The following is a 21,879-nucleotide window of genomic DNA, read 5'->3' as shown; positions in this document are numbered from 1 at the left end:
GGCATGACCATTCACGCAGCAGGCTACGACCGGCAGTCTGAGGAACGGGGCAACGGCAGCACCGCCTCACCCGCAACTCAGCGCGCCGCCAACCGAGAGGAAGCCGAGAAGCGGGGGCGTGCCGGGGCTGACATTGTATGGGTGGGGCACTACTCGGAAAAGCCCGGGACGAGCGCATTTTCCGAAGTCGACCGGCCGGAGTTTGAGCGTCTGCTCAACGACTGCCGCGCCGGACGCGTGAACATGATCATTGTTCTCTACGTGTCCCGGTTTTCGCGAAAGGACCCGTTGGATGCAATTCCGGTAGTAACGGAATTGCTGAACTTGGGCGTAACCATTGTCAGCGTCACCGAGGGCGAGTTCCGTAGGGGCAACCTTATGGACCTTATCCACCTGATTATGCGGCTCGACCAAGCGCATAACGAAAGCAAGAACAAAAGTACCGCCGTGCGCGGCGCCCACGATCTTGCTCGTTCGCTGGGCGGGTTCGTGGGTAAGGAACCCTACGGCTTCGAAATGGTTCCGCTCATGATCCCTAACCCTGCCGACAAGAACCGCCCGGTAGTCATTCAGACACTCGCTATCCGCAAGAGCGAAGCAAAAGTGATTCAGCGGGTATGGTGGACGATTAAGGCGCATAAGGATACGCCTGTAAGTCCAAAGCGCGGAAAAGGCTTCCCCGGCTCGCTGACAAACATCTGCGCGCAGCTAGAAGCGGATAAAGTCCCCACTCGGGGCGCGACAATCGGCAAGCGGACAGCAAATAGCGCGTGGGACCCTACAACCCTTAAGCGCATCCTCCGTGACCCCCGCATTGCGGGAATGCAAGCGGCCCCTGTTTACAAGACCGACAAGGACGGGAACCCCACGCGCAGCATCGCGGGATATCGAATTCTCCGCGATCCCGAGACCATGGAACCGCTCACGCTCCAGTGCGGGCCGATCATCCCGCGCGCCGAATGGGAAGAACTACAGGAATGGCTTGACGGCCGGGGAAGGGGCAAGGGCCAATTCCAGGGTCAAACCCTTCTCTCCGCAATGGACATCCTCCACTGCGAAAGCAACCATGTAATGGTTGGGCACGCAAAGGCGTCCGCCCCTACCAAGTCGCACTACCAATGCAAGCCGCGTAAAGCAGCTCCCGATCATCACACGGGGGTGATCACGATTCAGTGCACGGGCATTGACGATTTCGTGGCACGTCGAATCTTTGCGCTGGTCGGAACGGCAGAGGCAGACGAAGAAACGCTAGACACGCTGGCCGAAGCCACTAGGCGCTTTGCGCGGTCACAGGAGGCCCCCGAGACGGCCGGGGAGCGCCGTTCCTTGGTGGCCGAGCGGGCGGACGTCGTACGGGCCCTGGAGGAGCTGTACGAGGACCGTGCAGCGGGCGGCTACAAGGGCCCAATCGGGCGCAAGGCGTTCCTCAGCGCGGAACAGTCGCTCACTGAACGGCTGGAGCACACCGAGGCACGGCTAGGCACGCTGGAGGAACGAAGCACGCCGGCGCTGCCCATCATGGAGTGGCTCCCGGAGGGCTACCCCGACGTAGACCCCTTGGGACCCGGTTCATGGTGGCACGGTGCGTCAGTCGACGATCGGCGAGCATTTGTACAGCTGTTTGTCGAGCGAGTGACGGTGCACAGGACGAACGCCTACCGGCCGAACGCGGAGGACCGGGTCAAGGTGCAATTCGTTCGCTCCCCAGAGCCCGAGGAGGAGGACGAGTGAGAGTGACGTCCGTCACAACCAACTAGATAAGTTAACCCTAACCTCAGAGAGGGAGCCCCGACGTGGCCTGGCGCCCGCCGGGGCTTTTTCGTGCTTTCAGGACAGCGAGAAGGGGCGCGCAGGCGAAGAATTCAAGCTTCTACCTACTAGGCATGACGGACATGACGTTCAAGCTATGTCTCCCGGTATCCATAAAGAAACCTATAGGGAAACCGGAGCAAGGGGTCTGAACGTCATGTCCGTCATACAGCGACTTTTGGGCCCAGCGGCCCTCCACTCAGAGGAAACCGTTGCGCTCCAGTGCATATGAGAGCGGAGTTGCCGCGTCGTCCCCAACCAATTATCGGGCGGGCCGAGTGACCCGCTTCTCGCGCTCCCGCTTGCGATCCCACGTTGATGCTCTCTCCCGTCCGTGGTTCTGAGCGCAAGCGGGCACACCTTTCGTAGCTCAATGGTCGAGCGTCGGTATGTGGCACCGATGATCCCGGTTCGACTCCGGGCGGAGGGACAAAGGGTCGCACCCTTGGCAGGTAAGTGCGGTGGCCACCGTTACGCCCCCTGTCGGTCTCGTAGTTTAATTGCAAAACTCCGCCGGAGAGGCGGCATTGCCGGTGCAAGTCCGGTCGAGACTACGCGCGCAGCAGCGAGGTACCCCACCCGGGGTCTGTATCGAAAGCCTTGCATTGGCCGCCTAGCCCAATTGGTAGAGGCGCGCGCCTTAGGAGTGCGAGGATCCCGGTTCGAGCCCGGGGGCGGCTACCCACAACCACCTACCAGATCTGGTAGGTGGTCTCTTTGCGTTCTTTCGAAGGATGGTGACCATCCGTGGCGCTATGCGCGTGCGGGCAGCCTGCTACGGTTCAGTGGCAGCGTCGGCCGACCGTCAGCGAGATGGTCACCATCACCGACATTGAGCAGGCTCGCCGAGATCAGGCGATGCAGCTTGCCGATCCGCAGCAGCCTGCCCCAGTGTTCGGCCCCATGCCGACTGCGGCTAACAGCATTGTGAATGTCTTTTCCTGCGCCCCGCACGCTGTCCCAGGCACTGTTGCGGCTCGTGTACATCAGTCCACGTGTACCGCGCCGGCTTCGCCATGTGCGTGCACGCCGGAGCCTGCCGCGCCTACTTCGCCCCCTCCGTCGCAGCCTGGCGCATCAGCTTCGCTGCCCGCCGGTTGGTAGGCGGGAATGCCTAAGCGACCATGCCTGGTTTGCGGCAGACTTACCGCCAACCCTTCAAGGTGCGACACTCACCAGGCTGAATATCAGGCGGCGCGGGATAAGCAGCGCGGGAGTGCCACTAGGCGTGGCTATGGCTCTGCCTGGCAGCGTTTGGCGCGTACTGTGCTGGATGGTCACCGGTCTACCCATGGTGACTGGTGCCCCGGCTATGAGGTGTGCGCGCATCCTGCTGCGGATCTATGCGCTGACCACATCATCCCCAAGTCTCTGGGTGGTACTAACACCAAGGAGAACATCCAAGTCCTGTGCAGAGCTTGCAACAGTCGGAAGCATAACCGCACAGGCTGAGCTAGCCGGCCTGGCATGCCCTTTTGGCATTTGCTGTCGGTAGTGCAGTGAGAGTCTGCCACCTGAATTAAGGGGGTGGGGGGTGGGTCAATCTCTGGGCGCGCGTGGCTTCCGGACCCGGCCCCCATGCTCACGCGCACGGCCGCAGGTTAGCGGGTCGTTTTTTGTTGATCACGAAACGCTCGGACTTGCATAAAAGGAGGCGTGCGCATGCCAGGGCCGCCCCCAATGCCGAACGAGAAGAAACGACGTCTCGGAAACCCGGGTAAGCGCGCGCTCCCGGATCTGGCCTCTGTGACGCCGCTGCCCGCCGCTGGTACCGAGACCCCATTGGGCCTGTCAGAGGCCGGTACAGAGCTCTGGGAGGCCGTTACGGGCCACACTAGGGCGTGGCTCGCCCCGTCGGATCACCCAACCCTGTTGTGGCTGTGCGAGATGGCCGATCGGCGCGCGCTGATGATGGCCAACCTTGCCCAATACGGACTCCTGATTGAGCGCCCCAACGATGGTCACCTGGTAGCCAACCCGGTAGTGGCCATGCTGTCGACCCTCGAAGTTCAGATGAACCGCGTAGCCGCCTCGCTGGGTCTCACGCCAGCGGACCGTACGCGCATGGGCCTTGCTGAGGTTAAGGCTCGATCCGCCTTTGAGCAGATGATCGCCGACCGTGCAGAGAGGACTAAGGCGTAATGCGCATGCTTGGCCGAGTCCGCTTCGTACAGTATTGCTGCCCCGGTCACACCCCGCCGTACCCGAAGTGGCGCAAGCGCCGTGCCAAGCGTGTGGAAACGCGCGCATGGCGGGCGGAGGCACGTAATGGGTGAGCCGCTGTTTGTCACTCCCGTAAGCGCCGAGGAAATCGAGCGGGGAGACGGACCGGACTTCGGAACCTTCTCGCAATTCCTAAAGATCACCAAAGACTCTGTGGGTGGCCCTACGGGCGGCCCCATGGTCCTGCGACCGTGGCAGAGCCTCATGCTTGGCCGGCTGTTCGCGCGACGCGCTGACGGCCGGTACAAGCACCGACAGGCGCTAATTGGCATGCCGCGCAAGAACGGCAAAAGCGCGTTGGGTGCGGGCATCGCGCTGTACGGCCTCGCGTTCGGTCCGCAAGGTGGCGAGGTTTATTCCTGCGCCGCCGATAAGGAACAGGCGCGAATCGTATTCGGCACCGCAAAGAAGATGATTGATCTACAGCCGGAGTTTTCCGGCATGTTCAACGTCTATCGCGATGCCATCGAATTCCCGGCTACCGGAAGCGTGTACCGGGTTCTCTCGGCCGAAGCCTTCAGTAAGGAAGGTCTCTCGGCCACGCTGGTTATGTTCGATGAGGTCCACGCACAACCAAATCGCGAACTATGGGACGTGATGGCCCTTTCCACGGGCGCACGTGCTGAGCCGCTAATGGTCGGCATTACCACGGCTGGCGTGAAGTCGGATTCCACCGGGCAAGACTCGCTCTGTTACGGCATGTACCAGTACGCGGAGCGGGTCGCCAGCGGAGAAACCATCGACCCGTCGTTCTACTGCGAATGGTGGGGCGCGCCGGAGGGTGCCGACCACACAGACCCCGCTGTCTGGGAGGCTGCTAATCCTGGCTTCGGGGACATTGTGGCCGCCGAAGACTTCGAAGCGGCTGTGTTGCGCACGCCAGAGAACGAGTTTCGAACCAAGCGACTCAACCAGTGGACGAGCACCGCCCAAGCGTGGCTGCCCGCTGGCGCGTGGGACGCTTGCGAGGATTCCGAAGTCACCATCCCGGATGGTTCCGAGGTGGTTTTGGGCTTCGATGGCTCTTTCTCCAACGACAGCACTGCACTCGTTGTCGTTTCCTGTACGGTCAGCGAGGACGACAAGCCTCATGTGGACGTCGTGGCCGCCTGGGAAAAGCCCCAAGGTGTCGGCCAAGACTGGGCCGTACCCATCATCGATGTGGAGGACGAAATTCGCCGCGCTTGCCGCAAGTGGCAGGTTCGCGAAATCGTCTGCGACCCCTTCCGTTGGGCTAGGACGTACCAAATCCTGGAGGGCGAAGGGCTTCCGGTCGTGGAATTCCCTCAGTCGCCCGCCCGCATGACGCCAGCAACGCAGCGCTTTTACGAAGCGGTCCTAAACGAGACTGTGACGCACTCTGGCGATCCCCGGTTGGCGCGGCACCTTGCTAACTGCGTAATCCGCACTGACTCGCGCGGTTCGCGCCTGTCTAAGGATTCCAAGGGTTCGCCGCGCAAGATCGACCTTGCTGTTTCAGCCGTAATGGCGCTTGAGCGCGCATGCCAGGAGCCCGAGCGAACCCCTGAGCCGCAGTTCTGGTCTTGGGCTGACCTCTAGAACCCACCTACCAGATCTGGTAGGTGGTCTACCGCACGTGGAGGACGCGTGAGACATATCAACGTCACCCGGCGCGTGCTGTCCGAGGTGGCCGACGTTGCCGGAATCGGTTGCGTTGTCGGGGCCGTCTGGTCCTGGAATGTGGCCGCTGGTGTCTTTCTGCTCGGCATAGCGCTGCTGGTGGTCGGGCTGGTGATTGACCGGTGAGCCTAATCCGCCGGGCACTGGAAAAGCGCCTGTATGCCCCCGCTGGAGGTGGCGACCCGTGGGCTATCCCGTCGAATGGCTCCCTCGCTGCCGTGACGGCCTCTGGCGTCCCGGTGACCGACGATACGGCAATGCAGCTGATCGCGGTTTCGGCATGTGTTCGCATTCTCTCAGACGCGGTGGCTGGTCTGCCGTTCGACGCCGTAAAGGCGGATGGGGAGATCCGTAAGACTGTTGAACCGCCACCGGCTATCGTGGCCGATCCTTTCGGCGGTGCGAACGACAGCCGGCTGCCGACGCGACGTCTCGGCATATCACAGCTCATGGTGTCCTTGCTGCTGCGTGGCAACGCCTATTGCCTGGTGCTGGCTCGGGACCACCTTCACCGGCCCACTCGACTGCGTGTGCTCCATCCCGACCGCGTGGATTGTCAGTTCGACAACAACGGCGACCGGGTATACACCATTGACCGCAAGCCGGTAGATGCGTGGGATGTTGTCCACATACTTGGGATGTCGTATCCCGAGTCGCCGACTGGCATTAGCGTGATTTCGCATGCGCGCCAGGCAATTGGGCTTGGCCTTGCTGCCGAGGAGTTCGGCGCCCGCTTTTTCGGCGCTGGTGCCCATATGAGCGGCATTATCCATGTCCCGGGGGACCTGGATAAGGAGCGCGCCCGCATGCTCAAGGACTCGTTTACGGCGTCCCATGGTGGCCTGCGGAATTCCCACACTGTCGGTGTGTTGAGCGGTGGGGCTGAGTGGAAGCCCATTTCCGTGACCCCCGATGACGCCCAGTTTTTGGGTACCAGGGCAGCGCAAAATCTCGACATTGCCATGCTTTTTGGGATTCCACCGCACATGCTCGGTCAAGTGGACAAGACGACGTCTTGGGGCACCGGCATTGAGCAGCAAGGTATCGGATTCCTGGCATACACGCTGTCCGCGTGGCTCGGCCGCTTCGAGGATGCGTGGTCAGCGATGCTGCCCAAGCCTCAGACGGCGAAGTTCAACGCGGATGCGCTCCTCAGGACCGATACAGCCGGCCGGTATGCCGTGTACGGCGCCGCTCGTACCGCTGGGCTACTTACGCCGAACGAAATTCGTGCACTTGAGAACTACGGGCCGGTTGACGGTGGCGACGACATCAACGCGCCGCTGAATTCCAATGTCAAGCCCATGAAGGATACGCAGGCCGGTAAGTCCGAGCCGACTGCCGACGCTTTGGGGGCGGTTTTGTAATGAATGATTTGTCTGCCCGCGCAGAGCGCAGAAACGTAGTCGAGAGCCGTTCCGCTGCCTATCAGGGCATGGAGCTTCGCGCGCTGGACGACGGTACCGGCGGAAGCACCGTACGGTTTACCGGCTATGCGTCGGTGACTGAGTCGCCCTATGAAATGAGTGACTATCTCGGCGACTATACCGAGGTGATCCGGCGTGGTGCGTTCGCCCGGACTCTTGCCGCTGGTGCGGACGTGCCGTTTGTGGTCAACCACGGTGGGCTCACGCTCGCTAGGACCAAGTCCGGCACGCTCCGGCTTGCTGAGGACTCTACCGGCCTCCATGTGGAGGCGGACCTTGACCCGTCCTCTCCGCACGTTCAGGCGCTTCGTAGTGCCATGGAGCGTGGAGACGTGGACGAGATGAGTTTTGGTTTCCGTGTGACCTCTCAGGAGTGGTCGCCAGATTGGACTCAGCGCGATATCACCGAGGTTGACCTACATAAGGGTGACGTCTCGGTTGTCAACTTCGGCGCCAACCCGGCTACTGCTGGCGCGATCATGCGCAGCCGAGACGTTGACGAAATTCTCCAGTCCCTCCCGGTTGAACGGATGCGGGACTTCCTTGCGCGGCTTGAGCCCGCACCTTCTCCGGCCGCTGCTGCCGACCTCTCCCTGTACAGCGCACGACTTCGCGCGCTCAGCCTGTAACCACCTACCAGATCTGGTAGGTGCCTCCCTGTCTAGGAGACATTCGCATGGATAAGCGCGAAGCCGTGGCCGACATTCTGGCCAAGCGTTCCGCCAAGAATGAGGAGCTTACCAAGCTGCTCGACACCGCCAAGACTGAGTCTCGGGGACTCACCGAGGACGAGTCCGGCCGGTTTGACGCCCTGGAGGCGGAGGTACGCGCTTTTGATGAGCGCGCCAAGGAGCTGGACGCGCAGATCCGCGCCGATGATGCTGCCGCCGAGATGGCTAAGCGCTATGCCCCGTCTGGCATTAAGGTGACCAGCGAGCCGGAGATTTACCGATCCGGGCTCGGCGGCCGGTCGTATTTCCGGGACCTCCACCTTGCGCGCAACAAGGGCGATCATGCGGCTATTGACCGCCTCGCCCGCAATGACCGTGGGCGCGCCGCTGACCCGGAGTTCCGTGCTATCAGCACCACGAATGGGGCAGGTGGCGAATTCGTGCCGCCTCGCTGGCTAGAGGATCAGTTTGTTCGCCTCGCCCGCCCGGGTCGCATTACTGCCAACCTGACTCCGTCGTTCCCGCTGCCGCCGGGTACTGACTCCATCAACGTGCCGAAGATCAATACCGGTACGGCCACGGCGGTGCAGACCACGCAGAACTCTGCCGTGCAGCAGACTGACCTTACGACCACCAGCATTTCCAGTGGCATCACGACCATTGCCGGTGGCCAGACGGTTTCGCTTCAGCTCATCGAACAGAGCCCGTTGAACGTGGATGACGTTGTGCTGGCGGATTTGGCGGCAGCCTATGCCGTAAGCCTGAACACTCTTGTCCTGAGCGGCACCGGCTCCAACTCTCAGCCGACCGGCATTCTCACTCTGTCGGGCACCAACGGTGTGACCTTCACCTCTGCTTCGCCGACTCTCGGCCTGCTGTACAGCAAGCTTGCGGGTGCGATCCAGCAGGTGCACACCAAGCGGTACCTCCCGCCGGACACCATCATCATGCACCCCTCGCGGTGGGCGTGGTGCCTCGCGTCGCTGGACAGCCAGAGCCGTCCGCTGGTTGTGCCGGACACTGCTAGCCCGTTCAATGCCATGGGTAACCAGAGCGGCGTGCCGTCCCAGGGCTACGTGGGTCACATCATGGGCCTCCCCGTTTATGTCGACGCAACCATCCCGACCAACGGCGGCGCCGGTACCAACCAGGACGTCATCATTGTGGCTCGCATGGCGGACCTGATGCTCTGGGAGGGCAATGTCAAGGCTGAGGCGTTCGCGCAGACTTACGCCAACCAGATGAGCGTTTTCATCCGGCTCTACAACTACATGTCGTTCCAGGCGGCTCGTTACCCGGCCTCTATCTCGGTCATTTCCGGGACCGGCCTGGTTGCCCCGACTTTCTGAGCCGGCTAGCTGAAAGTGGAGGTGCCCGCGTTGATTACTCAATACGGGCACCTCCACCGGCAGCTACAGCGCACTCGGAGACACCAGGGCCATAAAGCTCGCCCGCATGTCAGCAAGCACAGCGGGTTGCACCACCTGAGGCACGCTCGCGCGAAGTCACAGCGGCGTGCCCACCATGCTGCCGCGAAGCACCGGCACCGGCCCTCTCACCACCTGAGGCACGTAAAGCCCCTGAAGCGACTTAAGGCGACGCGGCACCACGCGCACACGGTGAAGCGCCATCACCTAACGCACAAGCGGCACTTGACGCACAAGCGGCATGCCCACCAGCACGCTAGACGTCTAGCGCATCGTCGTCGGAAGGCTGTACGTCGTCACACGCTTCGCCATCATCGGAAGCACCACACGCACACGCACCGGCACAGCCGCCACGTGACACACCACGCCCGCCTGAAGCGGCACGCCCACCGCCATCGGACGGCACATCACAGCCACCGCAGGCACGGCGGGCACCACCACCATCGTAGCGGCGCGTACCACCGTAGACACCGCCGCTACCGCTAGGGGATTGAGTGACCACCCAAGTCATGTACTACCAGGGGCAGGACGTTGGCCTGACAGCCACCGCGCTGGACGACAACGGGAATCCCTCTGCGGCCTCTCTGACGGCTGTTCTCACGGTCACTGACCCTAATGGTGTGGTGACCACCCCAACGGCCTCCACGGGCCCGTCTGGGGCTCTCTCGGCGGTCGTCCCGTCCGTGTCCGTGACTGGCAACTGGACTTACCGTTGGCTCGCCACGGGCACGAATACCCGGTGGGCGTACGAGGATCAGTTCACGGTCCGTCCGACCGGCGTAGAACAGCTTGTCGACCTGATCTCGGTAAAGAAGCATCTCAACATCCGGCCGAACGACACCAGCCAGGACGACGAACTGCAGACTTTCATTCTCGCGGCTGCTGATCAGGCACGCGACGTTTGCGGCCCGTACCTACCGGAGCAGCACACACAGTGGTTTGACGGGGGAGTGCCCACGCTCAGCCCGGATTGGCTTCCGCTGGCCAGCGTCCAGAGCATCACCGAGTATTACGGCCTCTCTGGATTCACGCTCACCGAACAGCCGCTAGGCGGCCAGATGAACGCGTTTGCCTTCACGGTCGACTACCCGAGCGGTCAGATCCAGCGGCGTACCTACGGCGGTGCCCCGGCGAAGTTTGCTGAGGGCGCCCGCAACGTCAAGGTGGTGTACACGGCCGGTCGTGCCGGCGTGATCCCGCTCACGGTCCGTCTCGGCGCGCTGGAGCTTATCCGCCACCTTTGGCAGCAGACACAACAGGGCGGACGCCCCAAGTTCGGCAACGCATCCATGGACGGAGACTCCATGGGCGTGCCCATGGGATTTGCCCTGCCGGACCGCGTGGTTGAGCTCTGGTCGCCATTCCGCCGACCGCCGGGGATCGCCTGATGACCATTCCTACAATGACGCCGCCGCTTGTGCGGCAGTACCTCTACAACACGCTTACGGCGCAGCTCACAGCGGACTCCAATGACCCGACTTCTGGCCTCATGGTTTGCTACGACCAGCCCGGCCCCGGTCAGCCGAACGACATTGTGTCAATAGGCAAGACCCACAACCGACTTGAGCCGCACGCCCTAGTGGGTGGTGGCGGCGCCGGATGGCTGACGGAGCGGTACACGGTCACAGTCACTGTCGACGTGTTCCGGGGTGGAGATGACCCCCAGTACGCCTACGCGCGGGCTAGCGCGCTGTGTGACGCCGTATGCGCTGCCGTCCGGGCGGACCCCTCGCTCGGCGGCCTAGTGCTCGTTGCGCACCCGTCCAGCGTGGAGCTTGAGCCGGAGCTTGATCCCGGCCACATGGGGCGCCGCGTAACTGGCGAAATCGAGATTGAGTGTCTCAACCGCATCTAACCACCTACCAGATCTGGTAGGTGGGTCTGGAGACCCGATGCCCGCATACAAGTTCACAGGCGAGGCCGAGATGGTCTACCCGACCCTCGGGGTTCGCGCAACGCCTGGGATGGTCGCCGAACTTGAGTCGGCCCCTGATTCGCACTGGGAACCCGCTCCCGGGGCCGTTCCCGCTGTTCCTGAGCCCCTGGAGGGGATGTAACCCATGACTGGCATTCGGCCTACAGCGCAGACGGTAATCGGTATTGCCAAGGAAACCACTTGGGGTACGCCGGTTGCTGCTACTGCGTTTATCCCGGTGAGTCCGCCGACCCCCAAGGATGTTATCAAGCTGGGGCAGGACAAGGGCTTTCGCGGCAGCATGGTGGAGACCTATGGTGAGGTCCAGCTCACTAAGCACACCACCTTTGACTTTTCCGGCGACGTGTTTGCCGACACCGTCGGTTTTCCACTGGCCGGAGTTCTGGGTGACGTTACCGTGACTGGTGCTACCGCGCCGTACACCCACGCTATGGCGGTCTACAACTCAAATGATGGCCAGCCCCCGTCGTACACCATCACGGACAACTACTCGCAGAACGTCCGGCAGTACCCGGGCTGTAAGTTCAGCGAGTTTGATCTCAAGTTTTCTGCGGACGGGCTTCTCACCTACACCGCAAAGGCGGTCGGTATTCCGTCCGTGACGACCACGGCCCCGACGCCGGCCTACTCGGCTCTCCAGCCGCTTGCGTCGTGGGTTGGAGCAGTGACCATCGGTGGCAGCGCTAACCTGACCGTTCTTGACGGCAATGTGACCATCAAGCGGCCCGTCAACGTCGTGGATACCGTGGACGGCACGCAGGCGCCGCATGCGCTGTTCTCTGGCCCGGTAAGCGTCTCCGGCAAGCTCACGCTTGTGATGGAGGACGAGACGCAGATAACCAACTACCTGAACAGCACGGGCGTGGCGCTGGATATCAATTTCCAGACCGGCACCGGTGCGGCTCTCCAGCAGGTGAAGTTCCACATGTCGCAGGTCATTTACCAGACTGCCGACATTACGCGCGGCAAGGACTTCGTGGAGCTTCCCGTAGCCTTCACCGCCATGGCCAACACTTCCGATGCTGGTACTTCGGCTGGCTACAGCCCCATCAAGGTCACTCTCCAGAACGCCAACCCGAGCGGAACGTACAAGTAATGGCTACCACTGTCACCCTGCCTTCCGGCGCTACCGCCAATCTTCGCGACGTGGCCGACGTTACCGAGCGGCAGCGTCGACCTATTAAGCGAATTCAGTCCAAGCTTGCCGCGCTGCCAACGTTTGTAACAGCCGTTCAGGAGGCGGAAGCCGCCCAAAAGGTATCCGGCGGAGCCCTTACCGCAGAGCAGCAGCTGAGTATTGCGGCCGGCATGGGCGAGGCATTTGACCTGCTGGAGTCCCTTAACGACTTCCTGATTGTGGCGGTGGTCCGGGGTTGGTCGTACGAGTTCCCCGTAGACGCTGATCACGTGCAGGATCTCCCGACTCGGGACCTAGACCAGCTTCGTGAGGTGTGTGCGACTTACCTTAAGGAGCTTATGCCGAACTTCGAGCCGACCCCTGACACTGCGTCCCCTACCGCACCCTCCGCCGTCTAAGCCAGCAGCTGGAGGGGATGTTCCAGCATGACCCGGAAGACCTACCGCTAGACGAGTATCGGACGTGGCGGCTTTGCACGCTGTTGCATTGTCGTCCGTCAGATCTCGACAGCGAATCGGCCATCAAGCTGGATTGGCTCCTAGCCGTAGACGACGCCGTTGAGCGTGCCCGCCGCAACAAGGAGGAGGCGGCGCGCAATGGCTGAGAACTGGGCGAGCGGGTTTGTCAAGGGCGGGGAAGATACGGCCGCTGAGCTAGAGCGCATGGGCAAGCGGGTGGATAAGGCCACTAAGCAAGCACTCAAGAAAGTGCAGGGGTTGGCTTCCCGCTCGATTAAGAGTGGAATGCGCGGTCGTCCCCGGTGGGACCACCGTGGCGCGTCCAGCCGGACGGGTGAGCACATCAATTTGGGCCTAAGTCCGCACGTTGCAAAGAAGTCCGGTGGCCCCGGCAAGCTGACTGGCTCGCTGGTCAAGTCGATCAAGGGCAGCAAGCGCCCACGCAAGGTTGGCGCAGCCGGGTATTCCGCTGTCGTCATGGCTGGCGGCAAAGGCGGCCCGCAGAACCTTTATAAGGGCAAGGTCGAAGGCACTTACCCGTTTTTCAAACCCGGCGTTACCAAGGCTGAGCCGAAAATGCCGGCCGTTTGGAATGCGGCTTGGGCCAAGGCGACGCAGACAAAGAAATAGCCACCTACCAGATCTGGTAGGTGGTCCACCGTGAATAGGGGGGTTCAATGGGCGCGCTACCCCCGGTGTTCATTGAGTTTCTGGGCAACGCTTCCGGCTTCATGGCCACGAAGGCCGGTGTCATCACAGGCATCAAGGAAGTAGAGACCGAGGGTGGCGGCTCGCTCGCCAAGTTTGGCGCCGTGTCGAAAGCCGCTTTGGTTGGCATTGGCGCTGCGGCCATCGGCGCTGCCGTCAAGACCACGGAAATGGCCGCTGACTTTCAGACCGCCATGACCCGTGTTCAGACTGGCGCCGGTGAATCTGCCTCCAACATGAAGATGGTGGGGGACGGCGTCCTCAGCATGGCCGGTCAAGTCGGACAGTCCACCGAGCAACTGACCAAGGGTCTGTACATGGTGGAATCCGCCGGGTACCACGGTAAGGACGCGCTTGACGTCCTGAAGGTCAGTGCCCAGGGTGCCAAGGTTGGCGCCGCAGAATTGGGCACGGTCACGGATGCAGTCACAACCGCGATGAATGCCTACGGTCTCAAGGCTCAGGATACCACCGCTGTAATGAACGCCCTGGTTGCCACGGAGGGTCAGGGCAAAACCAACATGGAGGCTCTGGCCGGATCGATGGCCAGCATTCTGCCCGTGGCCTCTGCGGCGCACGTGGGCCTTAATGAAGTGTTGGGCGCCATGGCGACCATGACGGCTCAGGGTACCTCTGCCGACGTAGCGGCAACCTATCTCCGGCAGACCATTGGGCAGCTTTCCAACCCTTCCGCCAAGGCAGCAAACGAGATGCGGGGGCTGGGCCTGAATGCCACGAAGGTGGCGCAGGATCTAGGCAGCAAGGGCCTTGCGGCCACGCTGACGGAACTTACAGATGCTATTCAGGCCAAGATGGGGCCCTCCGGCACGGTCATGATTGAGACGCTCCGCAAGGCGTCCAGCAACACGACCGAGTTCCAGAAGGCACTTGCGAATCTCAAGCCGGCCGAACAGACCTATATCGGGTCGCTGGCAACGATGGTGGGCGGCACCAAAAGCATGATGGGTGCGCTTCAGCTCACTGGTCAGCACATGGACGTTTTCAAGGAAAACGTCAAAATCATTGGCGACCACGTCAAGGAAGGTGGCAACGAGGTTGAAGGCTGGTCAGCTGTCCAAGGCACCTTCAATCAGCGGCTAGCAGAAGCCAAGGGGGCACTGGAGGCTGTCGGCATTGCCATTGGTCAGAAAATCCTGCCTTACGCAACGCGCTTCCTGGGGTGGCTATCTGAGGGTGTCACCTGGATGACCCGCCACCGGACCGCCATGATGGTCCTGGCGGGCGCCATTGGCGGCATCCTGGTGGTTGGTCTATCCGCCGCTACGGCAGCCGCACTAAGCTTCACAGCAGCGCTGCTGGCCAACCCTGTGACATGGGTGGTGGTCGGCGTGATGGCGCTGTCTGCCGCGCTCGTGTACCTGCTGACGCACTGGAAGCAGGTGTGGGCATGGATTGAGACGAATATCCCGTGGGTGGCGAACCTGTTTCGCTCGGCGTGGGCGTTCTCGCTGGCCGCGTTTCACGCGGTGTTCGACGGCACGATGAAAGCCGTGCAGGGCATCGCGAAGTGGTTCAATGACAACGTAATCAAGTGGATTCTTGATCGGGTTCATGAATTCCTGAAGTTCTGGCATGACTACAGTGACGAAATTGCTGCTGCCTGGAATTTGGCGTGGGAATGGGTCAAGATTTCTGCCGGGATCGTCTGGGATTTCCTAAAGGTATGGTTGGAAAATCTCGGCGATCTTTTCCAAACCGCCTGGGATGCAGTCGTGGGCGTCGTGAAGTTTGCTTGGGTCGCCCTTCGGGACGCCGCCACGCTCGGAATTCACTTCATCGAAAACATTATCAAGGTTGTCCTGGACGTGATCACCGGTCACTGGGGGCGCGCGCTCGGTGATGTGACACACCTGGTGTGGCAAGCACTAGTTGATATCTGGAACATGATCTCAGATATCGGCTCTCAGCTCTGGGGGCTTGTCACCAGCGTTGGCGGGGACATCGTTCACGGCCTTGTTAACGGAATCGAACGGGCAGCAGGCGCAATCGGCCGGTCGCTGCTAAACATCGCCAAGGGGGCGCTGGACAGCGTCAAGTCCTTTCTGGGCATCAACTCGCCGTCTCGCGTATTCGCCGATGAAGTTGGCCAGTGGATTTCTCACGGTGTCGCATCAGGCATCGACCAGCATGCCGGCGTAGCCACTACGGCCGCGCGCAACATGGCAAATGGTCTCACCGGCCAGTTTGGGTCGGTCGGAAGTCTGGAGCCCGCTCTTTCCAGCGGGGGCACCACAACATTCGGCAACGGTGCCGCTGGGGGCGGAGTGGTCGTCCAAGTGACCGTGAACGGTTCAGTCCTCTCAGACCGAGACCTAACAGACACGATTCAGCGGGTCATGGGCCAAAGCGGTGCCCGCAACCCGTCCACGTACACGCCCTATCGTCGCTAACGGTTGGGACCACCTACCAGATCTGGTAGGTGGTCCTAATCTCTGGAGGAGCTATGCCCATCAATCCCAACTGGCCCGTCATGGACTACGCATGGGGGGCCGTGTGGGGTGCGAACGGAGGCGGCGCTAACGGATGGGCCTACACGGACCTTACGGGGCGCACAATGGGGCGCGTAGGGGTTCAGAGAGGGCGTCAGTACGAGACTGACCAGGTCCAGGCGGGTACCATGTCCGCGCGCCTTGCCAACAATGACGGCGCGCTGGACCCGATGAACTCCACCGGCCCGTGGCATGGTCGCGTACTGCCGTACTCACCGATGCGCATTCGGGCACAGTACCCGCCGACGCAAAACATGCTGATGCAGGGTGCAGCAACCGGCGGTGATGTTGGCGCGACGCTCGGCACGGTAGACAGCCAGAATCCATCCATTTGGATTTCCTCTGCCACGGCTAGCGCTGACGGTAGCGTCGTAGCTGACGCTACGGCATACCGGGGCTCTAATGTGCTTCAGTTCGGTATTCCTGCCAGCACTCCGCCCACTCCGCTGAGCAACGCGCGCATTTTCTACGCACTCAACCCGTCGTTTGTTCCGGGGAAGCCATACACCTTTCAGGCGCAGATCCGGAACGTCACTGCATCCACATCGCTTACGGTAGCTCCGTTCTTCGGCTGGTACGGCCCCGACGTCACTGGCGCTAACGCTACATATAACGTCGGTTCGAGCGTCACGCTTACCGGGTCGGCCACGGCTCCGTGGACATCCGTTACGTACACCGCTACGGCTCCGACGTCTGGCGTGTACGGCATGTTTGCCGGTGTTCTCGTTACGGCCACCTCGCCCGCCTCCGCTGTGAATCTCCAGGCAGATGCCCTTCAGCTTGAAAAAGGCAGCACGGCTACCGCGTTCACGGTTCCGGGCGTCTCGTACCCGATGTACTCGGGGTTTGTGGAACGCTGGCCATCAAAGTGGGATTTCGGCGGAACCTACGGTGTTGTCGAGCCTACGGCGGTAGACGCTTTCGCGCTTCTCTCGCAGCGCCAGCTGAATGACCCGCTTACGCAAGAAATCTACAACCACACCCCAAACTTCATTTACCCGCTCGGCGACCCGCAGGGGGTGTCTTACTTCACCGACGCGACCGGCAACCATGGCCCGGCATCAATCGGCGTGTCCGCCTACGGCGCGGGAAGTTTGACCGCTGGCAACAAGATTCAGTCTGCCACGGCGGGCGGTACCTTCCTGTCATCCAACACGGTCGTCACAATCGCCAACCAATACCCGGGAACTACCACTGTTGGCGCGGCGTCGTTTGTGGACCTGACATACGGCGGCATTAGGGGCCCCAAGGACCCCGGCAACTGGACGCGCATTCTTGCCTTCAGGTACACCGGGCCGGTGCCTGCGTCGGGTGCGTCCGCTGTCATGTGGACTGCATTCGACGGCCAGCGTTCCAACAACTACCCGTCCGGATCGCGAATCGAAATCGGGATCGACAGCAACGGGCATGTGTACTGCCAGGTGCGAGGGTCCAACGGCACCAACGTCTACGGAAACAACACCAACGTAAACGTATGTGACGGAAATTGGCATCTCGCCATCATCTCGTACGCGTACACGGTCGGTTTTGGCGTGGCAGTGGACAACGCCAACATCAGCTATTTTGGCGGGTATTCCTCGGCTACCAACCCGACGGGGCTAATCTCAGACAGCGTCGGCGGGTGGGTAGACCCCGGAACCGGCAACGGCACGGTCTACAACTATCAGGGCGACATCGCATACGCCGCTGAGTTTACGGGGTTCTTTTTCGCCAACGATGTCACCAACATCTACAACGCCTGGCGAAACGCGTTTGCTGGTGACTCCACCGACCAGCGGTACGCCCGCATTTTGCGCTGGGCTGGCTACACCGGGGCGACCGACATTGCTGCCGGGCAGACGAAGAGTATGGGACCGGCGAAGGTTGCCGGGCAGGACGCGCTCTCCGCACTAAACGATGTTGTGCAGACCGAGAACGGCGTCCACTACACGAGTACATCGGGGACGCTGACGTTTCGGGGTCGCAGCACCCGGTACAACAGCACCACGCCGCTCTACACCTTTGGTGAGAATACGGCGGCGGGCGAGTGGCCCTACGAAAATGTCGAGTTGGATTTCGACTCAACACACTTGGCCAACTTGGTAGCGGTCACACAGCCGTCAACAGGCCAGACGTTCACGGCTGCGGACGCTACGTCCCAAACCAACTTCTTTCCCCGCTCCATGTCTCGTACGGTAAACAGCGCCAACGCACTGGAATGCCAGGACGCGGCGAACTCCTTCCTGTCTAGATACAAAAACCCGCTCACGCGCGTACAGTCCATCAAGCTGCACCCGTCAGCGAACCCTGGGCTTTGGCCGGTATGTCTCTCGCTGGAACTCAATCAGCGAGTCCGCATTATGCGGCGGCCGTTCGGTGCTCCGGCCATTCAGGTGGATTGCTTCATTGAGCATATCCAGTGGGATCTTGACGACCAGAACGAGGCGTCCGTCACGCTGCAATGTTCGCCGGTCGACGCCACACCGTACGGCCTGTTTGCGTCGTTCCATACAGCGCTAAGCGTTCAGGCATCCAGCGGGGCAAGCTCAATCACGATTGCCAACGGTGCAGACAACACCAACCCCGCAGCAGCGCAGATTGGGCCCGGGCAACAGCTTGTGCTAGAGCCCGGGACAGCCAACAGCGAGACAGTGACGGTTCAGTCGGTGGGTGCTACGTCTGCGGGCTGGACTACGTGTGTCATTGCGCTAACTGCCAACCTCACCAAGACACACGCAGCGAACAGTGTCGTGTGTGAGCCACTTCCCTCCGGCGTGACCGATCCGACCACTTACGACGCCAGCGCCAAATTTGACAGCGCCGCGTTCTCTTACTAGCCGGGAGAGCACTGCCGAATTCGGTAGGTGTTCTCCCGGCTACGGGCGAGGAGACCATGACTAACCTTCCTGTGCCGGCTCCATCCCAGCAGTCCCCAGGAAATTTTATTACGGGGGCGTTGTGGAATGCGAATGTGTACAACGGCATAACCTTCCTTTCGACCCCGCCGCTGTTTGTGGGGACGCAAGGTACAGCGCAGTCCATCCCCTCCAACACCGTTACAGCGTTGGCCATCGACACCACCGCCGTAGATACCTACGGCGGCCACTCAAACACAACGAACAACTCGCGGTATACGGCCCAGGTGGCCGGCTGGTATCTCGTGATCGGCACAGCGTCATGGGCTGCCAGCGCTACCGGAAGCCGCAACGTCGCAATTGCGAAAAACGGAACCTTCGTTTCTCCGGCGCAATCGGGAATCGACGCGAGTCGCACTGATATCAACCAGACCGTTCAGGTTTCCGCGCTAGTGTCTCTCGCGGTCGGCGACTACGTGCAGGCGCAGGTTTATCAATCCACAGGCGGTGCACTCAGCACGAATGCCTCTGGGAACTGCGGTCTTTCTGTCTTCTGGCTTCACGCATAACGAAAGGAATTCACTATGTCTCTGTTTGGCGTCGATGTCTCCAGCTACCAGCCGTCTGGCTATGACACCTCCGGCCTGTCTTTTGCCTTCGTCAAGGCAACTGAGTCCACCAACTACGTAAACCCCAAGTACTCGGCGCAGCTGGATACCGCTCGCTCAGCCGGCCTGGTCGTCGGCCACTACCACTTTGCGCACCCGGGCAACGCGGGCGCCCAGGCGCGCTACTTTCTCGACAATGTCGACCTCCGGCCGGGCGAGGTAATCGCCTACGACTGGGAGGCAAGCGGCGTGAGCCAGGGTGACCGGGACGCGTGGATCAGCGCGGTAAAGGCGGCTCTCCCGGGCGTCAAGGTCCTGCTGTACTGCAACCGCGATTTCTGGCGGAACATCGACAGTGAGAACGGCGGACCGGCGGACGGTCTCTGGATTGCAGACCCGAACGCGCCCGCTGGTCGCCCCAACATCTCGTTTCCTTGGGTGATTCACCAGTATTCGTGGTCCGGTGGGATTGACCGGAACGTCGCCAACTTCGGCTCCATCGGTGACCTTCGCGCATGGGTTGGCGAGAACGCCGTCCCGGCGCAGGCTCCCGCATCCGACCCAAATGCATTCCCCGGTTCGCAGTACTTCGGGCCCGGCCAGTCCAATGACTATGTCGCGCGCCTCGGTCAGCTGCTCATTGCGCGGGGCGCTGGCCGGTTCTACAGCGTGGGCGCTGGCCCGTCGTGGTCCGACGCTGACAGTGCTGCCACCAAGGCGTTTCAGGAGGCTCAGGGCTGGAGCGGGGGCGACGCTGACGGCATTCCCGGCCCGGCGACTTGGAACCTGCTGGTAACCGGGCAGGGCAACAGCATTCCGGCGCTGCCCCGTGTTTCGCTGGCCAACGTCGTGGATGCTGCTCGCACTGATCCGGGTGCCGCGCAGGGCTACCAGTCCCACGCGGATGACGTCCGACCGGTGGAGGCCGGCCTTGTGGCAGAGGGCCTACTTGCGGCGCAGTACGGCTACGACGGTTCGTTTGGTTCGACCAGCGTTGCGGCGTACGCCGAGTGGCAGCGTCGTTGCGGCTACAGCGGTGACGCAGCGAACGGCATTCCCGGACATGACTCGCTGGCCCGCCTCGGTGAGCGTCACGGCTTCGAGGTGACCGACTAATGAGCAACGGTGCCGATCCGCTCGGCGTAGTCACGATCACTGCCCGTGAAATCTACGATGAGATCGTGGGCATGCGTGAGGATGTGCGCTCCGTCGCACAGACTCAGCGCGACACTGACGAGACGCTAGAGGATCACGAGCGACGCATTCGCGCTGTCGAGCGGCTGGGGTACGTGGCTATAGCGGTGACTGGCCTTGTTGGTACCGGTGCGGCCGTGTACAGCGCTGTCAAGTAACCGAGAAAGGCTTGCGCTCCAGTGCTTTTGAAATGGTGGTTTGCGCAATGGCCGCAGGTCTACCCGAACCTAATCGCGCAAGTCATGTGGTCCGGGCCCATTTGGGCCTGGCACCACTGGCACATTAAGCGTCTGATCATTCGCGAATTCGCAGCACTAACCGACAGGGAGTCTGAATGAACTTCGGCCCGATTTCCGGAAAGGTGACTGCCTCCACGGTAGCCGCCGCCGGTACCACGATGGTGTGCAACATTCTTGGCCCGTACGTCTTTCACGGGCAGGTACCGAACGATATTCAGGGGCTCATCGACTCCGGCATCGCGGCTGCCGTGACGTTCGCCGCTGGCTACATGGCGCGGCACGTCGTCCCGGCGGTTGAGAAGACTGTCGGTGGGCCGGTCGTGCGCGCGGTTGAGTCCGAGGCTATGAAGCTGGTTCGACCGGCCGCCCCTGCTCCGGCCACGGCAATTCCGTCTAGCCAGCGGGCAGACGTCCCGTTCGTTCCGCCGGTCGGCGGCTAGCCAGTGGGGCACGTAGCTTTCATCGGCCGGGCGCGTAGCGGGAAGGACTCTGCTGCCGCCCGGCTGGTGGCTTCGCGAGGCTACACGCGCGTTGCGTTCGCCGACCCGCTCAAGTCCCTTGCGCTGTCAGTCAATCCGCTGATCCGGGACGGCTGGCGGCTCGCTGGCATAGTGCGCGCGTACGGATGGGAGCAAGCAAAAGAACTGAGCGAAGTTCGGCGCCTGCTACAGCAGTTGGGCCAGTCCGTCCGCGACCTCGACCCCGAATTCTGGATTCGCCAGGCGGTTGCCCGCATTGAAGCGGCCCCCGGGCCGGTCGTGGTCACTGACTGCCGCTACCGCAACGAAGCCGTGGCACTTCGGCGCCTGAACTTCACGGTCATTCGCGTTCAACGGCCCCCGCACGGTGCTGAGTTGACCGGCCCGCAACACGTCAGCGAGACGGAACTAGACGGCTACGAAGCCGACGCAACGCTGTTCAACCTCGGTTCCCTGCAAGACCTTTGGGACCGCGTGGACCTGCTTTGAGCCAAGCCCCCTACTGCCACTGCGGCGGTAGGGGGCTTTCGCATGCCCTCACCTACCAGATCTGGTAGGTGGTCGACACGCCGCTACC

At 61.9% G+C, this 21,879-nt stretch carries 21 protein-coding genes and 2 tRNA genes; 22 read left to right on the top strand and 1 reads right to left on the bottom strand.

Annotation, left to right across the window (positions count from 1 at the left end):
- The first annotated feature begins 3 nt into the window (after nucleotides 1-3).
- The 3 genes from O1G21_RS15170 to O1G21_RS15160 all read left to right on the top strand — a co-directional run bounded on the left by O1G21_RS15170 (nucleotide 4) and on the right by O1G21_RS15160 (nucleotide 2,490).
- Nucleotides 4-1,731, top strand: a complete 1,728-nt coding sequence (locus tag O1G21_RS15170) for a recombinase family protein (RefSeq protein WP_270144154.1) — start codon at nucleotides 4-6, stop codon at nucleotides 1,729-1,731.
- A 437-nt stretch (nucleotides 1,732-2,168) separates the two neighbouring features.
- Nucleotides 2,169-2,239, top strand: a tRNA-His gene (locus O1G21_RS15165).
- Between the two features lie 177 nt (nucleotides 2,240-2,416).
- Nucleotides 2,417-2,490 (top strand) — tRNA-Leu (locus O1G21_RS15160).
- A gap of 72 nt (nucleotides 2,491-2,562) precedes the next feature.
- On the opposite strand, the gene O1G21_RS15155 is transcribed toward O1G21_RS15160, so the two are convergent.
- Nucleotides 2,563-2,796: a hypothetical protein gene (locus tag O1G21_RS15155; protein WP_270144152.1), complete on the bottom strand. Its 234-nt coding sequence runs from the start codon at nucleotides 2,794-2,796 to the stop codon at nucleotides 2,563-2,565.
- A 123-nt stretch (nucleotides 2,797-2,919) separates the two neighbouring features.
- On the opposite strand from O1G21_RS15155, the gene O1G21_RS15150 reads away from it, so the two are divergent.
- From O1G21_RS15150 to O1G21_RS15060, 19 genes are all read left to right on the top strand, one after another.
- Nucleotides 2,920-3,261 (top strand): HNH endonuclease, encoded by a 342-nt coding sequence (locus tag O1G21_RS15150; RefSeq protein ID WP_270144150.1) that lies wholly within the window; start codon nucleotides 2,920-2,922, stop codon nucleotides 3,259-3,261.
- Between the two features lie 228 nt (nucleotides 3,262-3,489).
- On the top strand, nucleotides 3,490-3,951 hold the full coding sequence (locus O1G21_RS15145) for a phage terminase small subunit P27 family (protein ID WP_270144148.1): 462 nt from the start codon (nucleotides 3,490-3,492) through the stop codon (nucleotides 3,949-3,951).
- A 126-nt stretch (nucleotides 3,952-4,077) separates the two neighbouring features.
- Nucleotides 4,078-5,592 (top strand): terminase large subunit domain-containing protein, encoded by a 1,515-nt coding sequence (locus O1G21_RS15140; RefSeq protein ID WP_270144146.1) that lies wholly within the window; start codon nucleotides 4,078-4,080, stop codon nucleotides 5,590-5,592.
- Between the two features lie 48 nt (nucleotides 5,593-5,640).
- Nucleotides 5,641-5,799 (top strand): hypothetical protein, encoded by a 159-nt coding sequence (locus tag O1G21_RS15135; protein ID WP_270144144.1) that lies wholly within the window; start codon nucleotides 5,641-5,643, stop codon nucleotides 5,797-5,799.
- A complete protein-coding gene (locus O1G21_RS15130) occupies nucleotides 5,796-7,040 on the top strand; it encodes a phage portal protein (protein ID WP_270144142.1) in 1,245 nt (414 codons plus the stop codon). Before O1G21_RS15135 ends, O1G21_RS15130 begins: the two co-directional genes overlap by 4 nt.
- A gap of 68 nt (nucleotides 7,041-7,108) precedes the next feature.
- Nucleotides 7,109-7,729: an HK97 family phage prohead protease gene (locus tag O1G21_RS15125; RefSeq protein ID WP_270144140.1), complete on the top strand. Its 621-nt coding sequence runs from the start codon at nucleotides 7,109-7,111 to the stop codon at nucleotides 7,727-7,729.
- Nucleotides 7,730-7,776: 47 nt separating this feature from the next.
- On the top strand, nucleotides 7,777-9,120 hold the full coding sequence (locus tag O1G21_RS15120; RefSeq protein ID WP_270144138.1) for a phage major capsid protein: 1,344 nt from the start codon (nucleotides 7,777-7,779) through the stop codon (nucleotides 9,118-9,120).
- A 572-nt stretch (nucleotides 9,121-9,692) separates the two neighbouring features.
- Nucleotides 9,693-10,586, top strand: coding sequence for a hypothetical protein (locus O1G21_RS15115; protein WP_270144136.1), 894 nt, complete (start codon nucleotides 9,693-9,695; stop codon nucleotides 10,584-10,586).
- Nucleotides 10,586-11,053: a hypothetical protein gene (locus O1G21_RS15110; protein ID WP_270144134.1), complete on the top strand. Its 468-nt coding sequence runs from the start codon at nucleotides 10,586-10,588 to the stop codon at nucleotides 11,051-11,053. The genes O1G21_RS15115 and O1G21_RS15110 overlap by 1 nt, the downstream gene beginning before the upstream one ends.
- A gap of 205 nt (nucleotides 11,054-11,258) precedes the next feature.
- Nucleotides 11,259-12,230 (top strand): phage tail tube protein, encoded by a 972-nt coding sequence (locus tag O1G21_RS15105; RefSeq protein WP_270144132.1) that lies wholly within the window; start codon nucleotides 11,259-11,261, stop codon nucleotides 12,228-12,230.
- Nucleotides 12,230-12,670 carry a hypothetical protein gene (locus O1G21_RS15100; protein ID WP_270144130.1) on the top strand — a complete coding sequence of 147 codons (441 nt, stop codon included), beginning with the start codon at nucleotides 12,230-12,232 and terminating at the stop codon, nucleotides 12,668-12,670. Before O1G21_RS15105 ends, O1G21_RS15100 begins: the two co-directional genes overlap by 1 nt.
- 198 nt (nucleotides 12,671-12,868) lie before the next feature.
- Nucleotides 12,869-13,360, top strand: a complete 492-nt coding sequence (locus O1G21_RS15095) for a hypothetical protein (protein WP_270144128.1) — start codon at nucleotides 12,869-12,871, stop codon at nucleotides 13,358-13,360.
- 65 nt (nucleotides 13,361-13,425) lie between these two features.
- The gene (locus O1G21_RS15090; RefSeq protein WP_270144126.1) at nucleotides 13,426-15,849 is read left to right on the top strand and encodes a phage tail tape measure protein; all 2,424 of its coding nucleotides are present in this window, start codon (nucleotides 13,426-13,428) and stop codon (nucleotides 15,847-15,849) included.
- A gap of 227 nt (nucleotides 15,850-16,076) precedes the next feature.
- Nucleotides 16,077-18,764: a hypothetical protein gene (locus O1G21_RS15085; protein ID WP_270144124.1), complete on the top strand. Its 2,688-nt coding sequence runs from the start codon at nucleotides 16,077-16,079 to the stop codon at nucleotides 18,762-18,764.
- 56 nt (nucleotides 18,765-18,820) lie between these two features.
- The gene (locus O1G21_RS15080; RefSeq protein WP_270144122.1) at nucleotides 18,821-19,351 is read left to right on the top strand and encodes a hypothetical protein; all 531 of its coding nucleotides are present in this window, start codon (nucleotides 18,821-18,823) and stop codon (nucleotides 19,349-19,351) included.
- A 15-nt stretch (nucleotides 19,352-19,366) separates the two neighbouring features.
- Nucleotides 19,367-20,506 (top strand): peptidoglycan-binding protein, encoded by a 1,140-nt coding sequence (locus tag O1G21_RS15075; RefSeq protein WP_270144120.1) that lies wholly within the window; start codon nucleotides 19,367-19,369, stop codon nucleotides 20,504-20,506.
- Nucleotides 20,506-20,742 carry a hypothetical protein gene (locus O1G21_RS15070; RefSeq protein WP_270144119.1) on the top strand — a complete coding sequence of 79 codons (237 nt, stop codon included), beginning with the start codon at nucleotides 20,506-20,508 and terminating at the stop codon, nucleotides 20,740-20,742. The genes O1G21_RS15075 and O1G21_RS15070 overlap by 1 nt, the downstream gene beginning before the upstream one ends.
- A 176-nt stretch (nucleotides 20,743-20,918) precedes the next feature.
- A complete protein-coding gene (locus tag O1G21_RS15065; RefSeq protein WP_270144118.1) occupies nucleotides 20,919-21,263 on the top strand; it encodes a hypothetical protein in 345 nt (114 codons plus the stop codon).
- 66 nt (nucleotides 21,264-21,329) lie between these two features.
- Nucleotides 21,330-21,791: a deoxynucleotide monophosphate kinase family protein gene (locus O1G21_RS15060; RefSeq protein WP_270144117.1), complete on the top strand. Its 462-nt coding sequence runs from the start codon at nucleotides 21,330-21,332 to the stop codon at nucleotides 21,789-21,791.
- Nucleotides 21,792-21,879: the final 88 nt, after the last annotated feature.

It is taken from the genome of Kitasatospora cathayae (assembly GCF_027627435.1).
Taxonomy (GTDB): domain Bacteria; phylum Actinomycetota; class Actinomycetes; order Streptomycetales; family Streptomycetaceae; genus Kitasatospora; species Kitasatospora cathayae.
The sequence above is the reverse complement of the archived record's forward strand: the minus strand, read 5'-3'. Positions and strand labels throughout refer to the sequence as shown.

What these genes read in the sequence shown, in the direction of transcription:
- O1G21_RS15170 (WP_270144154.1), top strand. Translation starts at nt 4, where the DNA reads ATGACCATTCACGCAGCAGGCTACGACCGGCAGTCTGAGGAACGGGGC.
- O1G21_RS15155 (WP_270144152.1), bottom strand. Translation starts at nt 2,796, where the DNA reads ATGTACACGAGCCGCAACAGTGCCTGGGACAGCGTGCGGGGCGCAGGA.
- O1G21_RS15150 (WP_270144150.1), top strand. Translation starts at nt 2,920, where the DNA reads ATGCCTAAGCGACCATGCCTGGTTTGCGGCAGACTTACCGCCAACCCT.
- O1G21_RS15145 (WP_270144148.1), top strand. Translation starts at nt 3,490, where the DNA reads ATGCCGAACGAGAAGAAACGACGTCTCGGAAACCCGGGTAAGCGCGCG.
- O1G21_RS15140 (WP_270144146.1), top strand. Translation starts at nt 4,078, where the DNA reads ATGGGTGAGCCGCTGTTTGTCACTCCCGTAAGCGCCGAGGAAATCGAG.
- O1G21_RS15125 (WP_270144140.1), top strand. Translation starts at nt 7,109, where the DNA reads ATGGAGCTTCGCGCGCTGGACGACGGTACCGGCGGAAGCACCGTACGG.
- O1G21_RS15120 (WP_270144138.1), top strand. Translation starts at nt 7,777, where the DNA reads ATGGATAAGCGCGAAGCCGTGGCCGACATTCTGGCCAAGCGTTCCGCC.
- O1G21_RS15110 (WP_270144134.1), top strand. Translation starts at nt 10,586, where the DNA reads ATGACCATTCCTACAATGACGCCGCCGCTTGTGCGGCAGTACCTCTAC.
- O1G21_RS15105 (WP_270144132.1), top strand. Translation starts at nt 11,259, where the DNA reads ATGACTGGCATTCGGCCTACAGCGCAGACGGTAATCGGTATTGCCAAG.
- O1G21_RS15100 (WP_270144130.1), top strand. Translation starts at nt 12,230, where the DNA reads ATGGCTACCACTGTCACCCTGCCTTCCGGCGCTACCGCCAATCTTCGC.
- O1G21_RS15095 (WP_270144128.1), top strand. Translation starts at nt 12,869, where the DNA reads ATGGCTGAGAACTGGGCGAGCGGGTTTGTCAAGGGCGGGGAAGATACG.
- O1G21_RS15085 (WP_270144124.1), top strand. Translation starts at nt 16,077, where the DNA reads ATGTCCGCGCGCCTTGCCAACAATGACGGCGCGCTGGACCCGATGAAC.
- O1G21_RS15080 (WP_270144122.1), top strand. Translation starts at nt 18,821, where the DNA reads ATGACTAACCTTCCTGTGCCGGCTCCATCCCAGCAGTCCCCAGGAAAT.
- O1G21_RS15075 (WP_270144120.1), top strand. Translation starts at nt 19,367, where the DNA reads ATGTCTCTGTTTGGCGTCGATGTCTCCAGCTACCAGCCGTCTGGCTAT.
- O1G21_RS15070 (WP_270144119.1), top strand. Translation starts at nt 20,506, where the DNA reads ATGAGCAACGGTGCCGATCCGCTCGGCGTAGTCACGATCACTGCCCGT.
- O1G21_RS15065 (WP_270144118.1), top strand. Translation starts at nt 20,919, where the DNA reads ATGAACTTCGGCCCGATTTCCGGAAAGGTGACTGCCTCCACGGTAGCC.